We start from the raw sequence: 17,565 nt of genomic DNA on the forward strand, positions 1-17,565 counted from the left end.
TATGGCGTACCGTCGTCTTCTTCGATATGTAAACAAGCATGGGTGGTTATTTGGATGTATGGTGATTTTTGCTCTTGGTGTGGTAGTGAGTAAACTTACAGCGGTGTATCAGCTTGCCGCTTTTTTTTCTGGTGTGTTTCTTGAAAAAACGATGCAAAATCCCTTTCAAAGTGCTTTTTTGCTTTTTTTGTCGGCGTCTTCCTGGGCTATTTCTCACTATGTGATGCTGGTGTGTTCTAATACCTTAGCTGTGAAGGTGTTGGCAGCCTTGAGACAGGATGTGTATGAAAAGGTACTTATGCTCCCGGTAGGATATTTTAAGTCCAAGCGTACGGGAGATATCATTAGTCGCTTGACAAATGATATTCAGGTGGTTGAGGTTTTTTTGATGAATGTTTTGATAGAGTTGTTGGTTCAGCCGTTAACAGTGATAGCGATCATTATTATGATGGTGGTGAAACAACCACTTTTGACCTTGTACTTTTTTTCAGTCGTACCGATCCTGGGGATAGTCCTGGGTATTGTTGGAAATTGGGTGGAGCATGCTAGCCGAAAGGTTCAGGGGCATATTGCTGATGTGACATCCGGTATTCAGGAAACACTGTATGGGATAGATGTGATTAAGGGGTTTGCTGTGGAAGAGGTGATGAGGGATCGGTTTTCAAGGCATAATCTGGGATATCTTTCCTCTCTTTTGCGAGAGGTTCGGATAAGGTTTCTCAGTACTCCGGTAGCGGAGTGGTTTGGTTCTCTTGGCATTATTATTATCTTGGTGATTGGTGGTCTCATGGTGCGACAGGGACAGATTGCAAGTGGGGATATAGTGTTCTTTCTTTTGCTGGCCACGGTGCTTTCTGAACCGCTCAGTCTCTCCAGTACGGTTTTTACAACGCTTCGTAAACTTTCTCCTGCTCTGGATAGGATTTATGAGGTTCTGGACTATGAGATTCCCGATGAAAGTACGTTGCCTTCCTTAACCGAGGTGGAAGGGGAGCTTGTCTGCGAGAATGTCTCTTTTGGATATGAACCGGGACGCCTTGTTCTTCAGAATGTTTCGCTTACTATCCGCCCAAGAGAAACGGTGGCTATCGTGGGCCTCAGTGGTTCTGGGAAAACAACACTTGTCTCTCTTCTAGCAGGTTTTTATACACCAACGAAGGGAAGAGTCCTGATCGACGGCAAGGAACTAACAAACTACAGCGGGAAAAGTTATCGGCATCACATGGGTATTGTGACGCAGGAACCAATTCTTTTCTCAGGGACCATACGAGAAAATATTGCGCTTTCTCGCCCTGAGGTATCGTTTGAGGAAATTGTTAAGGCAGCGAGGATAGCTCATGCCGATGTTTTTATAAGAAAACTTCCTCAGGGATATGATACATTGCTTGGGGATAAGGGGGCCCAGCTTTCTGGTGGAGAACGTCAGCGTATTGCTTTAGCTCGTGCTATCCTGCGCCGTCCTAGTGTTTTGATTCTTGATGAGGCAACCAGTGCTCTTGATGCGGAATCTGAACAGGCTATTCAAGATGCGATGGAAAATATTCTTGGTCAACAGACCACTATTATTATTGCTCATAAACTTCTTACCATTATGCATGCGGATAGGATTGTTGTGCTCCATGAGGGGCAAGTGGTGGAAGTGGGGAGCCATAAAGAACTCCTGAAAAAAGGAGGGATTTATGCGAGACTTTTTCAGATGCAGATGGTGGATTAGGTCTTTTCTATCACAGGTGATAAAGGGGCGGGAGACTTTTTGGAGTTTTTGTGGTTTTTCCCCTTTTCTATAAGCTATTACCTTTTCGCAGCTAGAAAAAGTCTGCCATGCTATTCCCTTATCGCAGTTAAGACGAAGATGCTTTTTGAAGCCGTTGCCATGTTTGGAAAAAGAGAGAAATGTTTGCTCTTACCCTGTTGCAGTTAGCTCCAGAGATTTTTAGCTATTCCCTTATCGCAGTCTAAACTCAGCCATTAGGAAGGAGTAATGCGGTAAAAGCCGCCATCCCCATTTTTTGGTTAAACGTTTAACCAGGGTTTTTCTGCCTTTTTTTGAGTGTATCGGGTTTTGCTATTACCTTAATGCAGTTTAATGGGAATCAAAAGACTGTAACAAAGCAAGAGCATATCCAAAAAATTTCAGGCCAAACTTTTACACAGTGTTTCAATCCGTACACTTGATTGTAAAGAGATTTGCTCTTTCTTTATTGCAGTGTAACATTCTGACTTTTCCATGTGAGCTTTTAAAACAAAACTGCAACAAGGTAAGAGCAACTTCCCACATCCTACGACAATCTTTTACTCCTGGGCTTGCTGTTTATCGTATGCTGTGATTTCACGTTTATGAGAAGATTGTTTAAATATTTTCCAGTATTTTCGTAAAAAATATTGTGATGAAAAGGAAGCTTCCAGGGGAGTTTTTAAACTTTTCCATTTTTTTATGCAAAAGAGACAATTCTATTTGACAAGAATTTATTTTCATGTTATACTGAGTAAACTCTGAGAGGTGGAAACCCCTCCTCAAGGAGACGAGCCCACATCGAGTCCAGAGGGAGGCCTGATGGATAAGAGAATCGGTATTATTGGCATCATGATTGAGGACTTCTCGCAGGTTGGCACTGTTTCCCGTATTCTGAGTGAGTATGGTGATACTATTATTGGGAGACAGGGGATCAATCTCAAAACCAATCACCTTCGCGTTATTTCTCTTATTGTCGAAGCAACAACCGACGAGATCGGTGCTCTCACAGGAAAACTGGGGCGTCTCCATGGGGTCAGGGTGAAATCCATCCTCTCGCGAACCCAGGAGGAAAAAGATGCTAACCCCCCAGACCAAAACGACGTCGTTTATCCCGAGAGATGAACTCTATAACCGACTTGATGAGGCACAAAAAAAGTTTTCTTCTCAAAAGCTTCGTGAGATCTTGCATGAGGCTCTTAAACTGAAAGGGCTCTCTCTTGATCAGGTGGCTATCCTTCTTCAGGCAGAAGAGGAAAAGGATATCCAGGCCATTCTTGCTGCTGCAAGTCAGGTAAAAGAAGCTATTTATGGCCGACGCATGGTGCTTTTTGCTCCTCTGTATATTGCAAACTACTGTTCTAACAATTGTGTGTACTGTGCCTTTCGAAAGGACAATACCACTCTCGCGAGAGCCAGGCTTTCTTCCAAAGAGATAGAAGAAGAAACGCTTGCACTTTTGCGAGAAGGACACAAAAGGGTGCTGATGCTTACCGGAGAAGATGAACGAACGCCTTTAGAGTATTTTTTAGAGGCTATTCGTCGAGTCTATAGCGTGAAAGATGAACGAGGAGCTTCTATTCGTCGTATTAATGTGGAGATAGCTCCCCTTGATGTGGAGGGTTTTCGTAAGCTTAAAGCTGAGAAAATTGGTACCTACGCCTGTTTTCAGGAAACCTATGATGAGAAACTCTATACAAAATACCATCCGGTTGGTCCCAAGTCTGATTACCTCTGGCGGCTTTATGTGATGGACCGTGCCATGGAAGGTGGTATTGATGATGTGGGGATAGGGGTGCTGTTTGGGTTGGCAGACTATCGGTTTGAGGTACTTGCCCTCCTCGTCCACGCCAATCATCTGGAAGAGCGTTTTGGTTGTGGACCACACACCGTGAGTGTTCCCAGGATAGAACCAGCAGATGGGGCTCCTCTTTCCACAAGGGTTCCTTTTCCTGTCTCTGATCAAGATTTTAAAAAACTTGTCGCAATTATTCGACTTGCACTGCCGTATACGGGGATTATTCTTTCTACACGGGAGAGTGAATCTTTGCGACAGGAACTTTTTCATTACGGTGTGAGTCAGATCTCTGCTGGTTCCCGTACCAATCCCGGGGCATACTCTCATCCCGGCGAAAAGACAGGGAGTCAGTTTTCCCTCGGTGATCACAGGAGTCTTGAGGAGGTGATCTCTGCTCTCATTGATGATGGCTTCATACCCTCATTTTGTACCGGGTGCTATCGCAAGGGGAGGGTAGGTCAGGACTTTATGGATCTTGCTAAACCCGGGCTTATCCAGAAGTTTTGTATGCCCAATGGGCTTTTTTCGTTTCGTGAGTATCTCGATGATTATGCCTCACCCCCCACAAGGGAAAAAGGGCTCAGGCTTATTGAAAAGCTGGTAAGCGAGATTCCTGATCGTGCTCTTCAGAAAAAAACGAGTATGGGACTTGCGGAAGTTGCGGAGGGTAAACGGGATGTCTATTATTGAGACTCTTGGGGCAAATTGGGAGGAGAAATCTTTCTTTTCTCTTCCATCTTTATCTCAGCGAGAGACTCTTTTTTCATGGTGGGAAGATCAGCCTACGGAAACCCTTACAAAAATGGCTGATGAAGTGTGTCGTAAAACCTATGGAAACAAGGTATATCTTCGTGGGCTTATTGAATTTTCTAACGAGTGTTTCTGTGATTGTCTTTACTGTGGGATCCGTCGTTCTAACGCAAAAATTACACGCTATAGCCTTACTGATGAAGAGATTATCGAAACTGTGAAACGCGGGCTCCAAAGAGGATTTCATACCTTTGTTCTCCAGAGTGGAGAAAATAGAGCGGACCTTCCTGAGCGTATGACAAAGCTTCTTTTTACCTTGAGAAAAATTGCAAAAGAAGACGTGGCATTTACCCTCTCGTGTGGGGTGTATCCGAGAGAGGTATATCGCGAGTGGAAAAAGGCGGGGGCTCATCGGTACCTTCTTCGTTTTGAGACATCTGATCCGAGACTGTATGCCTCTCTTTGTCCAGGGAAAACCCTCGATCGTCGGCTTCAGGCGCTTGAAGACCTCCGTCAGGAGGGGTACGCTGTTGGTTCAGGATTTATGGTAGGGCTCCCCGGTGAAGATGCCCGAACCAGATTTGAAAACGTGCTTCTTTGTCGAGATCTTCGATTGGAGATGGTTGGCATAGGCCCCTTTATTCCCCATCCGGATACTCCTCTTGGAAAAGAGGGACACAAGTCTCTTCCTATCGAATTTACTGTTCGGACAACGGCGCTTTTACGTCTGTTCCTTCCATGGGCAAATATTCCCGCGACAACAGCAGCAGGTTCCCTTCATCCACGAGGAAGAGAGATGATGCTTGAAGCAGGCGCCAATGTGCTTATGCCCAATATTACCCCCGTTGAAAAGAAAAAACACTACCTCCTCTACGCCAATAAGATCTGCCTCGATGAGGACGGATGGGAGTGTCTTTCCTGTCTTTCTCTGCGTGTAGCTTCGGTGGGGAAGACAATCTCTTTTGAGCGGGGGGAAAGTGTCCTGAGGGAGAAAGCCCAATGAAATATGGGAAACAAACCGAGCTTGCTCTCCAGAACTTTGGGAGAGGAAGGGTCCCAGAAAAGCTGATTCGAGCCTATGGAGAGGTGAAGAAGGCGGCTATCCTTGCCATTCAAAAGACAGAAAGATTTTTTCCACCAGAGGTTTATGAGAGTCTTTTGGCAGCTATTGAGGAACTCATCAGTGGAAAATGGAATGAGGAGTGTGTGATTCCCCTTCAGCAGGGAGGAGCTGGAACAAGTTTTCATATGAATATCAATGAGATCATTGCTTCCCGTGCTACCGAAATTTTGCACCAAACCTACAACATTCAGCGTAACCTTCATCCCTTAGAGGATGTCAATCGCTATCAATCGACAAATGACACCTTTCCTACTGCGGTGACTATTGTCCTTTTTCGGGATCTTTTGCGTATCGAAGAGATGGTGATTGCTCTTCAAGCCACCCTCGTTCAAAAAGAAAAAACCTATTCGCTTATTCCTATCATGGGAAGGACAGAGCTTCAGGATGCTCTTCCTATGACGTTGGGGCAGGTTTTTGGAGGATGGGCTGGGATGATTGAACGAGACCGATGGAGGCTTCATAAGCTCAAGGATCGCGTCAGGGTTGTTGCTCTTGGTGGGACAGCTGTGGGGACTGGTTTTCCTGCTCCTCAAGAGTATGTTTTTGCAGTAGAACAGTACCTGCGGGATGTGACAGGTCTTCCCTTGGCGCGCTCTCAAAATCTTCCGGATGCGATAGCCCACCACGATGACTGGTCAGAACTGGCGAGCGGATATCTTCTCCTTGCTCGAAACCTTGAAAAACTTTGCAATGATCTCCTTCTCTATACCTCTTCTTTTCTTCAAGAGATGACCCATCCTGAAATCCAGTATGGTTCTACTATTATGGCTGCAAAAACCAATCCTGTGCTTCTCGAATGGGTAAAAGGGATGTGTATGCGGGCAGCGGCCCTCTGTCGATTAGTGGAAGACTATCATGCTGCCGGTAACCTTCAACTGAATGCTTTTGTCCCATTTATAGCTGAAGCCATGCTCGAGATTGCCGATCTTCTTCAACGATCTTTAGAAGGGATGATACGTTTTCTCGAGATTGTTGTAGTAAATACCGACACAATGGCCAGGCATATTGATCACTCTCGTGCCATGCTGAACCTCTTTTTGCCCGTCGTAGGATATGAGAAAACGAAAGCCATAGCTCAAAAAATGCCATCTTTTTCCAATCTTGAAGATCTGAAACGCTGGCTTGCTGAGAATGGTTTCCCTGAAGATCTGCAAAATCTCTGTGATATTTCTTCTCTGACGCGCTTTATTCGAAAAATACCTAAGGAGAAAAAACCATGACACAAACCCCTCTCTCTGAAAGAATGAAGTTTGTCCTTTTTGGCAAGCGCAATGCTGGAAAATCCTCTCTCATTAATAACCTGGCGGAAAAGCCTGTTGCTATCGTTTCAGATGAACCGGGAACGACGACAGATCCGGTCTCTTTTCCTATGGAGCTTGCTCAGCTTGGCCCGACCAGTTTTGTTGAGTTTCGATGAAGGAGATGAGGGACCTTCTGCGTATTCAGACCAGTCATCGCCTTAAACTTGCTGATGTGGGGATTTTTGTTACTCCTGCTCATGAACCACTTACCGAAAAAGAAAAAAGTATGCTTGAAAGTTTCGAAGCGACGGGACGACCTCTTCTGGTAGTATGTACCTTCTATAAGGGTGAAATCCATCCTTCCAAAGAGTTTCTCACCCACAAAAGATGGGTGGCTGTAGACAACGTCACACGGGAGGGTGTTGGAGAGGTAAAGAAAAAGCTTCTCGAACTTCGGCATTTTCTCCAGCCAGAACCGGGGATTCTTGATGGGTTGGTGAGAGAAAATGATTTTGTTCTTCTCGTTGTTCCGATTGATCTTGCAGCTCCCAAAGGCAGACTGATCCTCCCCCAGGTAGAGACTATCCGTGAACTTCTCGATAGAGACTGTGGGGTAATGGTGGTCAAAGAGCGTGAACTCAAAATGTTTTATGATCGTCTTGGTATGAAACCTTCTCTTGTGATTACGGATAGCCAGGTCTTCCACAAGGTGGCCTCAGACATTCCCCCCGATCAACCTCTTACCTCATTTTCCATTTTGATGGCACGAAAAAAGGGTGATCTTATTCCCTTCATTCAGAGTCTTCCTCGCTTCCGAAACATGCAAAGCGGGAGTCGTATCCTCATCCTTGAGATGTGCAGTCATCATCGCCAACCCGATGATATTGGAACGGTAAAAATCCCCCGTCTTTTTGGTCAAATGATTGAACCAACTGTTACTTTTGACTGGAAAAAGCAGCTTGTACATCCCGAGGAGCTTACTTCCTATGATGGGGTTATCATGTGCGGGGGATGTATGGTTTCCCGTCGCCAGTACGAAAACACGATGGATCTCATCCAGAGCCAGGGAAAACCTCTACTCAATTACGGGCTTTTCTTTGCCTGGGTGAACGGTCTTCTTCCCCGGGCGATAGAGATGTTTCCCGAGGTTTATGAGGTATACCAGCAGCTTGAAACGGTCTCTTTCTAACAGGAGAGTGTATCTTATAATCTGTTTTTTTTAAAAATACATCTCTGTCTAAGATGGTCAGTTTTGTACATTAAATCTTTTTCTTTTGAGTTTATGGACAGAGGCTTTCTGGATTTTTCAGTTTATTCTGGAATAGGGTAAGAGCAACTCTTACTCCACTCATGCTTGGAGGAGAAAAAAGATGGGTTAAATATTTCACGACGGTGTTTAAAGAAGATGCTATTACCTTTTTGCAGTGAGGGCAGATGTATCACCCTGTGATAAGGGAAGAGTTGGTGATAACTGTGACAGGGTAAGAGCTAAAGAATAGCTTCAACACAGCAAGAGGAGGGTACTGGCTGTTACAAGAGAATAGCTTTCTTCTTTGTGTTTTTTACTGTAAAAAGGCAATAGCTGGAGGCACTCCTTCCTCCTGTGATAAGGGAATAGCCCTGCATTGTTGGTTGTATCAAACCAGTGTTCAACTTTGATAAACTTTTTAAAAGTCAACAGACGGTAACCATCTTTCCTCAATTATGATGGAATAAGAAAATCTGATGAAGATTATTTTTGAGGAACGTCGGAAATTTGACAAAACAAAATCCTTTCCTTACACTGTTTTTAGCAAAAAAAATTTTTTGTTTTTTTAAAAAACTTATAAGAAGGAGGTACAGCGTATGGCTGTCAGAAAATTGGGTTGTTTGATGGTTATGGTGGTGTTGATAGTGGGAGGGATGTACGGTGCAACGGCTTCGGCGACTAAATCTTCGACAGCACAATCAACGAAAGGGTTTTTGGATTCTCATTACAAACCGGGTACCTTTGCGGTAAATGTGGGTATTGATTTGTGGGCGTTTTCCTACGGAGGGTTGGGTGTGTATCCAGGGGCAGAATTCTCTCTTGCTCAATATGCTATTGAAAACCAGATTCCTTTTGATTTTGGGCTGGCTGTCCAGGGATTCTATTATACCTATGGAGTAAATTATTATTCTTACTCCTGGAGTTTTACCTCTCTTGGCGTGGGAGTGTTTGGAACAGTGCATTTTGGTCCAAAAAAGAGTATGCCTGTACTCTTTGAGTTTCTGGAAAGGGTTGATTTTCATGTAGGTCTGGGATTGTCTTTTCAAAACTCGTGGTATACTACATCAGATCCTTATAGCCAGGAGTATCTTGACTCTATTCGCAGAAGAAATCCCTTGGGGTTTGCGACCATAGGTGGAGTGACGTATTTTCTGACCGATACGTTTGGTATTCGATTTGATGGCTCTTACTATGGTTTTGAATATGGGAGTGCTACCCTGTGCTTTGTTCTTAAATTATAAAAATCAGGGCTGCTGAGTTATAAAAATCAGGGCTGCTGAGGTAGCCCTGATTTTTTTATTTTTACGTTTTTTTAGGCATCTACAAGCATATACCCGATGCCAAAAATCGTTTTAATGTAGGGTGAATTTCTGCCTATGCCACCAATTTTGTTGCGGATATTCACAATATTGGTGTCTACAACACGATCTGTGATCTTGGGTTCTTCCATAAACCATACCTCGCGGAGAAAATCTTCTCTAGTAACAACACGACCTTTGTTAAGATAGAGTAACTTCAAAACGCCGGTTTCTTTTGGATTGAGGGGTATATTTTCGCCATTTTTCCTGATTACCATCATGCGATCGAAATCTACCTCTACATCCCCAATCCTGACTCGGCCGTGGAGAGCATGGGGAGTTTTGGCATTACGAGCAGCTTTCATTTCTTCCAGGTAGTTCATTACCCTGAGTCTTGCTTTGACACGAGAGGCAAATTCCATCACGTCGTACGGTTTTCGGATAAAATCATCAACACCCATATTGAAATAGTAAACAGCTGCTTCTGGTGAAGCATTCTCTGAAAGAACAATGATAGGGAGATAAGGATTTTGGTGACGAATCTCCTGAATAATGAAGCCCGCACGATGATCTGTCTGGTTCACATCCACGACCACTAAATCTGCCTTTACAGGTTTATATGCGTCTTCATCTTTTTTTGAGACCACGTTCACCTTTATAGGCGGGTTACTGAGTTCAAGCTGAGCAACCAGATCTTTGAGACTTTCACCCTCTTCAAGGATCAAAAGCACCTTATTTTCCATAGGTTCCTCCTTATTTAATAGACCTCTTTAGTAAATTATACAAGGGAAAATATCAAAAGTCAAGTCTTTTTTAGCTTTAGTTTAAAATAAGTATATTTTTTTAAAAATATTTTTACAAAGAAAAGGCTCAACTTTTCCATTCTCATGCCGATATAAAGATGAGAGGGAAAAGGAAGCAAAGGAGGCCCATATGCGTCGTATCATCATGGCATGGGGCATGCTCCTCGTGGGAGCATTGTGGGGGGCATCGATTACAAATAAACCAATTCTTAATCTCCCTGGTACTGAGAACAAATTTGATACTGAAGGCACCATCAAAAAGCTTGTTGAGGTGAGGAGAATCCCTATTTTACAGAAACAGCAAGAGATTCAGAATCTCAAAATAGAGAATCAGATTATTCAAGATTTTGTGAATTATCTGCGGGAACTTGACAACAAAAGCAAAAAGCTTTATAGCTTTGAGTCTCCTTTTGGTGATAAACTTGCCGAATCTTCTGATGAATCGAGTGTTTCTGCTATTGCCCAGAGAAAAGCCAAAAAAGACACCTCTCAAGTGAAGGTAATTCAGATAGCGCAAGCAGACTCTTTTGCTAGTCGCTCGGTCTCTCGTTCAGAGAGTCTTCCGGCGGGTGATTTTTCTCTTACGATGGGAGAGACAACAGTAAAAGTCCGATTTCGTGGAGGGAATATTTATCAACTTGCCGAGCAAATCAATCAACAGGCTTCTGAAATTGTAGAGGCGAAAGTAGTGGCAGATACACCCTTTACCGGTGTACTGGTTATCTCGGGAAAAAAAACGGGTCAAAAAAACAAACTTATTTTTTCGGGAAATCTTGACCCCTTTTTCAGCGTTGGTTTGCTCAAGGTAGGAGAAGACAAAAAAGAGCGCTATACCCCATCACTTTCCAGAACCGTTGCTAAAAAGGGGAAACCGCTTATCAGTGAAAGCCAGGTAACTCTTTCTCCTGTCTCAGAGGGTGAAATTGTGCTTTCCGATAGCCCGGAAATCAAAGAAAATACCACACTCATTTTTTCTGCCTCTATTACCCAACTTCCAGAAGAAGATTCTCCTACCAATTATCTTCTTGATTTTCCGATTGAGAAAATGGAGAGTGTCCAGATAAGTAATGTCACCGTAGAGGGAGGGAGCCTGATTGTTTACTACGAAGAACCAAAAGCCCCACCGGTACGTGTTTCAAACTTTCAGGACTATCTTATCCTGGAGTACAGCGATGGCCAAGTTCAGCATCTCTCTCCAACGGCATCGGGGGTTTATTCCAACAAACTTATCATGCAGAAAGGGAAGCGGATTGTTCGTATTACCTTTAAAAACGAGAATACTGACAAACAGGTGACTATCCAGAATATATCTTTAGAAACAGTTGTGAGCGAAGGAGGCATCCAGCCAGGGAATCCTGTTTCAAAAGCGCAGGATGCTATTTTTACACTTGATGGGATTGAGGTCACGAGAGATAAAAATGATATTGACGATGTGATAGATGGTGTTGTCCTTACCTTAAAAAATCCCTCATCATTTCCTGCAAGAATTAGCGTTGATCATGATTATGAAAAAATTTATCAGGCAATATTGGACTGGGTTCATGCTTACAATCAGGTGATGGAGTATCTTGCTATTGCAACTGCTCCGGATAAAGATCGAACACCTCTCAGTGAGCGAAGTCAGGAGACGCTTCGTAATGGTGTTTTTCAGGCTGACGTGAGTTTTAATTCACTACGGAGTAAACTCAGGACTATCATTCAGAATGCCTATCCTGGAACAGATATCTCAAAAGGCTTTTCTAGTGATTTGCTCTTCGAACAGATTGGCTCACCAAAAAGGGAAGTTTGCTTCTGATACAACAGGCGATATGGTGAAAAATGAAGGTATTGCTGTTCAGATAAACATTCAGCTTCGCGGGCCATACTATGGTAGAACAACAACAAAATCCACAAAGAGAGAAAAAACAGATCGGACTATGGGATCAGGAAGACTTCCTCAACAAGTAAAGTGAAAGAAAAGGGCTTTTTCAAGTTTAAGAAAAGGGCTTTTCGTTTAAGCCGGCTTTGCAGGACAGGAGAACCTGCACGAGTTTGCACCCGCTACCACCTCAAAGTAGTGCGTCTACCAGTTCCGCCACCCCGGCGTTGGTAAATATATTATAGCATATTTTTTTGGTTTTGTCAAGAGGACGAATTGCTTCATAATAAAAGTACTCGAAAAGGGAACGTTGCTTCAAAATAAAAAAGTACTTTTTAAATTTAGAAATAATCCAGTTCAAAGAACTGGAGGTACAAGGTGGAGTTAGCGATGTTTGAAAGGAGACCATTTACAGGAAACGGCGAAAGAGTATCAAAAAGCCAGCAAAAAAAAGGAGAAAAGGAGATACTGGATTATTTTTGTGAGATAACAGGTTTAAAACCGAAACTATGCCGCCAGGCTCTTGAGGCAGCACGGAAAACCATATATGTAGGCAAAAAATTACCTTAAAGCCGACATAGCCAAGAAGGGCAAAAGACCTGGCAGAAAGAAAAATTCGGCGAAGAGGAACTAAAACTTAAAAAGGTCTGGGAAATTGAAAACTACATGTGTGGCAAACGCTTAAAGCCGATTCTCAATGAAGTTTTGATAATTCTTAGCAAACGGACATCTCCACGGTTCTCCACAGGCTATAGAAAACTTGCGCCATATAAGTGCTTCAAGTATTGACCGACTTTTGAAGCATGAGCGTAAAAAGCTTGAGATAAAAGGACGAAAAGGTACAAAGCCTGGAACGCTATTAAAGCAACAAATAGCTATACGCACGTGGGCAGAGTGGGATGAAAATTGCCCTGGTTTTATGGAGATTGATCTGGTTGCCCATGAGGGAGGAAATAGCCGGGGAGATTTTGCTCAAACATTAAATATGGTGGATGTTTGGAGCGGTTGGACAGAACTTGTGGCAATCAAAAACAAAGCTTCAAAATGGGTAAGAGAAGCCATAGAAAAGTCAAAGGAAGACTTTTGATTTACGGGGAATTGATTCTGATACCGGTGCTGAATTTATTAATCATCCTCTACGCGATTGGTGTGAGAAGCACCAGATAAAATTTACAAGGGGGAGAAGCTCCCGTTCCAATGATAACTGCTACGTTGAGCAGAAAAACTATTCCATAGTCCGCCAGAATGTTGGATACTTCCGCTACGATACCGAGGAAGAAGTCTACTACTTGAACCGACTCTATGCGTATCTCAGGCTTTATGCCAACTTTTTCAACCGTTATGAAAATGACAGAGAAAAAGAGAATCGGAAGCAAGGTAAAAGAAGCATGATGATATTAAAACTCCCTACCAACGGCTTTTAGAAAGCTCTTATGTAAGTGTGGCACAAAAGGAACGCCTAACAAGGCTTTATAAGGCTCTCGATTTGTTTCACCTAAGACAAAAAATTACAGCTTGCCAGAGAAAACTTTTCAGCCTTCAAAAGAAAAAGAATGTAAAAAACAAAAATTTGGAGGAAACTGTATGGAATTTTTGAGTACTTTTTTTTATGAGGCAATGATTCGAATTTCGAGTACTTTTTTATTTGACGCAACGGGGAGGATGCTTCATAATAAAAGTACTCGAAAAGGGAACGTTGCTTCAAAATAAAAAAGTACTTTAAATTTGTGTAAAATAATCCAGTTCAAAGAACTGGAGGTAAAAGGTGGAGCTTGATGTTTGAAAGGAGACCTATTTACAGGGAAACGGCGAAAGAGTATCAAAAAGCCAGCAAAAAGGAGAAAAAGGAGATACTGGATTACTTTGTGAGGATAACAGGTTTAAAAAACCGAAACTATGCCGCCAGGCTCTTGAGGCAGCACGGAAAAACCATCTATGTAGGCAAGAAAAATTACCTTAAAGCCGACATAGCCAAGAAGGGCAAAAGACCTGGCAGAAAGAAAAAATTCGGCGAAGAGGAACTAAAACTTCTAAAAAAGGTCTGGGAAATTGAAAACTACATGTGTGGCAAACGCTTAAAGCCGATTCTCAATGAAGTTTTAGATAATCTCTTAGCAAACGGGCATTTCCAGGGTTTTCAACAGGCTATAGAAAACTTGCGCCATATAAGTGCTTCAAGTATTGACCGACTTTTGAAACATGAGCGTAAAAAGCTGTCGAAAACAATTTAAAATGTCACACTTTGTGCAAATAGAAATGTCACCTTTTAAAATACTGCAACTAAAAAAACGAGAGGTTGCAGATGAGAGAGGTGATAACGATGACACTTAAAGCACAGAAGAGGGCAAAAATACTGGAGATGGTAAAGAACAAGAAAATCAAGCAGAAAGATGCTGCAATAATACTGGGGATTTGCAGAAGGCAACTTATTCGAATTTTTAAAGAATATTTATCAAAGGGTGATGAAGCCCTCAATCACAAATTAATAGGCAAACCGGGGAATCACAGAATTAGCAGTGATATCAAAGAGAAAATTATGCAGATAGTACGGAATAATTATAAAGGTTTTAAGCCGACATTTATAGCTGAAAAGCTTTATGAGGAACATCATATAAAAATAGAGCATCAACGCTTCGTTTATGGATGATGGAAACAGGATTGTGGAAGAAAATAAGAAAACTGCGAAACACCGTACCAGAAGGCCGAGAAAAGAGCATTTTGGAGAAATGATTCAAATGGACGGCAGCATTCACGACTGGTTTGGGACAGGCAAAGAAGTCTGTCTGATGAATATGGTGGATGATGCTACAGGCATCTTACGGTCTTTTCGACACAGGAGAAACGACACAAGTAGCGCTGCAATGTTTGTTTGACTGGATAATGAAATACGGTATTCCTTATTCGATCTATTGTGATTATAAAAGCCTGTTCTATACGAAACGGGAAGCGACCATAGAAGAACAGCTTGCAGGGAATTGCCTCTAACAAAGTTTGGAGAGGTCTGCCATAGGCTGGGGATAGAAATGATATATGCCCATAGTCCCCAGGCAAAAGGATCATAGAGAGATGGAATGGGATCCATCAGGACAGGTTAATAGCAGAAATGAAACTAAAAACATAAAGGATATTGACAGTGCCAATCGTTTTTGAAAGAATATTACTGGGAAAAGAATAACCGAAAATTTAGTAAAAAACCTCTGTCGGATGAAGATTTTCATATTGCATTAATGCCTGATCAGGACTTAAGGAACTATGTTTGTTATACGGCCGAGTGCAAAGTCTATAGAGATTATACAATAAAGTTTTCTAAAAGAATATACCAGATTGAAAAGAAACAACCTATAGCCATAAAACCCGGGGACAATGTTATCTTAAAAACCTGGCTTGATGGAAGTATACATATTTTTAAGAAAAATATCGAATTGAACTTTTTTGAAATAGATGATTATGGTCGTAGAGTTTCGGCATAAAAAAGTGACATTTCTATTTCAATAAAAAGGTGACATTTTAATTTATTTGAGGCAGTGTATACTTAATTGTGTCTGGTAGGAAAAAGATAACCTCCTGTGATAATATAAATAAAACTATCACAGGAGGCCAGATATGATTGAGACGAAGAATATTTTAGAGCTATTCAAACCAATTGTCAAGGAAGTATTAGAGAGTATGTTAAAAGAGGAAAGAGAGATTTACCTGGAAAACAATCCTCCCACAAAAGGCAATGGCTTTTACGAAAGGGATTTAAAGACAGCTTTTGGCGAGCTTACAGCCATACGTGTTCCAAGAACAAGGGATAATGGATTTAAAAGTGCCCTTCTTCCCTATCGCAAACGCATCACAGAAGACTTAGATGCATTAATCAGGGCTATGTTGATATCAGGAATGTCAACAAGGAAGATAGCAGAAGTTTTAAAAGAGCTTTATGAAATAAAGATTTCTTATGCTAACATCTCAAGGATAAGCCAGGTAGGCATAGAAGAGATTCAGAAGTGGCGTAGTCGCCCTCTCATGGAAGAATATGCCGTGGTATTTCTGGATGCTATGGTGTTTCCTATCAAGAGAGACAGGGTAGAAAATGAATCAATATATGTAGCTATAGGCATTACACCTGAGGGAAGACGGGAGATTTTAGGATACTACCTGCCAGGAGGCATGGAAAGTGCTTATAACTGGCGGGAAATTTTGCTGATATAAGAGAAAGAGGTGTCAAACAGATTCATTTTATTGTCTCTGATGGCTTAAGTGGTATGAAAACGTCATAACAGAGATATATCCCCACGCAAAGTATCAGCCCTGTGTAGTCCATGTCATGAGAAACATACTGGCTAAAGTGAGAGTTCAACACAGAAATATCATTGCCACTGAAATAAAAGAGGTATTTCATGCCAAAGACAAACAGGAGGCAGAACAATTGTTTATGAAATTTACACAAAAATGGAAAAATATCTATCCCAACTTAATGAATAACCTCTTGACAATAAGAGAGAATATATTCACTTACATGGAATTACCTGAAGGAATACGAAGCATGGTGTATACAAACAATGCCCTGGAAAGACTCTTTAAAGAACTTAAAAGGAGATTAAAAACAATGGAAATGTGTCAAAGCGAGGCTTCAGCTGAGAAATATCTTTACCTGTTATTAAGATACCAAAATGAGAAGTTCTTAAAAAGAAAGTTAAAAAATTGGGAGTATTACTTTCAACTCTATCGTGAGCAACACTCATACACCAAAGAAAATATTCACAGCGAGGTTATCCTATGACTAGACACAATTTTCTTGACACAATGGTTTATGAAACAAAAAAGTTTTTGGGTAAGTATTTTGAATGCGGTGCTCGTTGTAGCAACAATTGCAGTGAATGCTCTCGCCGTGTTGTTACCACTCAATGGAAAAGATACAGGAGCGCTTTCTGACCAGTATCCCAATCTGTTTGTTCCTGCAGGGATTACTTTTTCTATCTGGAGTGTAATCTTTGTTCTTTGGGTGGTGTATGTGATTTATCATATTATTGTGGCGTTGAATGACCAGAGAAGAGCTGAGAAGTATATACCTTCTCAAGTGGCTTTTGCACTTTCCTGTCTTTTGAATATGGGTTGGCTTTTTACGTGGCATTATGAACTTTTAGGGCTTTCCGTTATTGTGATGCTTGCTCTTCTTGTGACGCTTTTGTTTATTTTTGTTTTTCAGCGTAAGCAAGAGGTTTATGGTCAAATTGGGTTAGCAGCTGTCTTACCCATTGATGTTTATGCAGGCTGGATTACTGTAGCCACGATAGCGAATATAACAGCTTTGTTGGTTTCCCTGGGATGGAATGGATGGGGAATTAGTCAGGATGTGTGGGCAATGTTTATGATAGCTGTTGGCGCTGTTGTGGGAATTATTGTTCTTCTTCGGTATCAGGCGATAGCTTATGCAGCCGTGATTGTATGGGCGTATCTTGGGATTATTATCAAGCGCTCGGCGAGTGAACCAGTTTACCATAATATTATCTGGACGAGTTGGATTGCTATAGGTATTCTTGTCATTTTTATGATTCAATCAGTGTTTGTTATGGTGCTGGGCAGGAAGATGAGAAAAGGCTGAAATAGCTAAAGGGACAACCTTACTTCTCCTACGATTGTCGCGAGAAAACTCTCTATGATAATGGGCTTCTCGTAAAAAGAGGAGTTGCTTATAAAAGCGTTTCGGATTGTCTGTAGCTTGTAAGGT

General features: G+C 42.0%; 20 protein-coding genes, 1 tRNA gene and 1 pseudogene. 20 read left to right on the forward strand and 2 right to left on the reverse strand.

Annotation, left to right across the window (positions count from 1 at the left end; all coding sequences use genetic code 11):
* Position 1 precedes the first annotated feature (1 nt).
* The 8 genes from KDW03_RS08620 to KDW03_RS08655 all read left to right on the forward strand — a co-directional run bounded on the left by KDW03_RS08620 (position 2) and on the right by KDW03_RS08655 (position 9,134).
* Positions 2–1,714 carry an ABC transporter ATP-binding protein gene (locus tag KDW03_RS08620; protein WP_271434679.1) on the forward strand — a complete coding sequence of 571 codons (1,713 nt, stop codon included), beginning with the start codon at positions 2–4 and terminating at the stop codon, positions 1,712–1,714.
* A gap of 840 nt (positions 1,715–2,554) precedes the next feature.
* Positions 2,555–2,857 carry a TM1266 family iron-only hydrogenase system putative regulator gene (locus KDW03_RS08625; RefSeq protein WP_271434680.1) on the forward strand — a complete coding sequence of 101 codons (303 nt, stop codon included), beginning with the start codon at positions 2,555–2,557 and terminating at the stop codon, positions 2,855–2,857.
* Complete coding sequence (gene hydG, locus KDW03_RS08630) at positions 2,811–4,220, forward strand: [FeFe] hydrogenase H-cluster radical SAM maturase HydG (RefSeq protein WP_271434681.1); 1,410 nt, start codon at positions 2,811–2,813, stop codon at positions 4,218–4,220. Before KDW03_RS08625 ends, hydG begins: the two co-directional genes overlap by 47 nt.
* Positions 4,207–5,283 carry a [FeFe] hydrogenase H-cluster radical SAM maturase HydE gene (hydE, locus tag KDW03_RS08635; RefSeq protein ID WP_271434682.1) on the forward strand — a complete coding sequence of 359 codons (1,077 nt, stop codon included), beginning with the start codon at positions 4,207–4,209 and terminating at the stop codon, positions 5,281–5,283. Before hydG ends, hydE begins: the two co-directional genes overlap by 14 nt.
* Entirely contained in the window at positions 5,280–6,623 is a 1,344-nt protein-coding gene (locus KDW03_RS08640) for a lyase family protein (RefSeq protein ID WP_271434683.1), read from the forward strand. The genes hydE and KDW03_RS08640 overlap by 4 nt, the downstream gene beginning before the upstream one ends.
* On the forward strand, positions 6,620–6,820 hold the full coding sequence (locus KDW03_RS08645; protein ID WP_271434684.1) for a GTPase: 201 nt from the start codon (positions 6,620–6,622) through the stop codon (positions 6,818–6,820). The genes KDW03_RS08640 and KDW03_RS08645 overlap by 4 nt, the downstream gene beginning before the upstream one ends.
* Before the next feature lie 110 nt (positions 6,821–6,930).
* The gene (locus KDW03_RS08650; protein ID WP_408648369.1) at positions 6,931–7,833 is read left to right on the forward strand and encodes a [FeFe] hydrogenase H-cluster maturation GTPase HydF; all 903 of its coding nucleotides are present in this window, start codon (positions 6,931–6,933) and stop codon (positions 7,831–7,833) included.
* 656 nt (positions 7,834–8,489) lie between these two features.
* Complete coding sequence (locus tag KDW03_RS08655; RefSeq protein WP_271434686.1) at positions 8,490–9,134, forward strand: hypothetical protein; 645 nt, start codon at positions 8,490–8,492, stop codon at positions 9,132–9,134.
* A gap of 71 nt (positions 9,135–9,205) precedes the next feature.
* On the opposite strand, the gene KDW03_RS08660 is transcribed toward KDW03_RS08655, so the two are convergent.
* On the reverse strand, positions 9,206–9,934 hold the full coding sequence (locus tag KDW03_RS08660; protein WP_271434687.1) for a response regulator transcription factor: 729 nt from the start codon (positions 9,932–9,934) through the stop codon (positions 9,206–9,208).
* Between the two features lie 190 nt (positions 9,935–10,124).
* On the opposite strand from KDW03_RS08660, the gene fliD reads away from it, so the two are divergent.
* Both fliD and KDW03_RS08670 read left to right on the forward strand, forming a co-directional pair.
* Positions 10,125–11,789 (forward strand): flagellar filament capping protein FliD, encoded by a 1,665-nt coding sequence (fliD, locus tag KDW03_RS08665; RefSeq protein ID WP_271434688.1) that lies wholly within the window; start codon positions 10,125–10,127, stop codon positions 11,787–11,789.
* Positions 11,790–11,802: 13 nt separating this feature from the next.
* Entirely contained in the window at positions 11,803–11,946 is a 144-nt protein-coding gene (locus KDW03_RS08670) for a hypothetical protein (protein WP_271434689.1), read from the forward strand.
* Between the two features lie 44 nt (positions 11,947–11,990).
* Here KDW03_RS08670 and KDW03_RS08675 read toward each other — a convergent pair.
* Positions 11,991–12,078 (reverse strand) — tRNA-Leu (locus tag KDW03_RS08675).
* Positions 12,079–12,242: 164 nt separating this feature from the next.
* On the opposite strand from KDW03_RS08675, the gene KDW03_RS08680 reads away from it, so the two are divergent.
* From KDW03_RS08680 to KDW03_RS08730, 10 genes and pseudogenes are all read left to right on the forward strand, one after another.
* On the forward strand, positions 12,243–12,422 hold the full coding sequence (locus KDW03_RS08680) for a UBA domain-containing protein (protein ID WP_271434690.1): 180 nt from the start codon (positions 12,243–12,245) through the stop codon (positions 12,420–12,422).
* Between the two features lie 190 nt (positions 12,423–12,612).
* Positions 12,613–12,939, forward strand: a complete 327-nt coding sequence (locus KDW03_RS08685; protein ID WP_271434691.1) for a hypothetical protein — start codon at positions 12,613–12,615, stop codon at positions 12,937–12,939.
* A 202-nt stretch (positions 12,940–13,141) separates the two neighbouring features.
* Positions 13,142–13,276 (forward strand): hypothetical protein, encoded by a 135-nt coding sequence (locus tag KDW03_RS08690; RefSeq protein WP_271434692.1) that lies wholly within the window; start codon positions 13,142–13,144, stop codon positions 13,274–13,276.
* A 17-nt stretch (positions 13,277–13,293) separates the two neighbouring features.
* Positions 13,294–13,449: a hypothetical protein gene (locus tag KDW03_RS08695; protein WP_271434693.1), complete on the forward strand. Its 156-nt coding sequence runs from the start codon at positions 13,294–13,296 to the stop codon at positions 13,447–13,449.
* 178 nt (positions 13,450–13,627) lie between these two features.
* Positions 13,628–14,083, forward strand: coding sequence for a hypothetical protein (locus KDW03_RS08700; RefSeq protein WP_271434694.1), 456 nt, complete (start codon positions 13,628–13,630; stop codon positions 14,081–14,083).
* A 71-nt stretch (positions 14,084–14,154) separates the two neighbouring features.
* Positions 14,155–14,499, forward strand: a complete 345-nt coding sequence (locus tag KDW03_RS08705) for a helix-turn-helix domain-containing protein (RefSeq protein WP_271434695.1) — start codon at positions 14,155–14,157, stop codon at positions 14,497–14,499.
* A 13-nt stretch (positions 14,500–14,512) separates the two neighbouring features.
* Positions 14,513–14,725: a hypothetical protein gene (locus KDW03_RS08710; protein ID WP_271434696.1), complete on the forward strand. Its 213-nt coding sequence runs from the start codon at positions 14,513–14,515 to the stop codon at positions 14,723–14,725.
* A gap of 273 nt (positions 14,726–14,998) precedes the next feature.
* A complete protein-coding gene (locus KDW03_RS08715) occupies positions 14,999–15,322 on the forward strand; it encodes a hypothetical protein (protein WP_271434228.1) in 324 nt (107 codons plus the stop codon).
* Between the two features lie 181 nt (positions 15,323–15,503).
* Positions 15,504–16,617: pseudogene (locus KDW03_RS12550) on the forward strand (IS256 family transposase); the annotation flags it as partial.
* Between the two features lie 30 nt (positions 16,618–16,647).
* Entirely contained in the window at positions 16,648–17,439 is a 792-nt protein-coding gene (locus KDW03_RS08730; RefSeq protein ID WP_271434698.1) for a tryptophan-rich sensory protein, read from the forward strand.
* Positions 17,440–17,565 lie beyond the last annotated feature (126 nt).

This window comes from Thermospira aquatica (genome assembly GCF_023525255.1).
Classification (GTDB): Bacteria; Spirochaetota; Brevinematia; order Brevinematales; family Thermospiraceae; genus Thermospira; species Thermospira aquatica.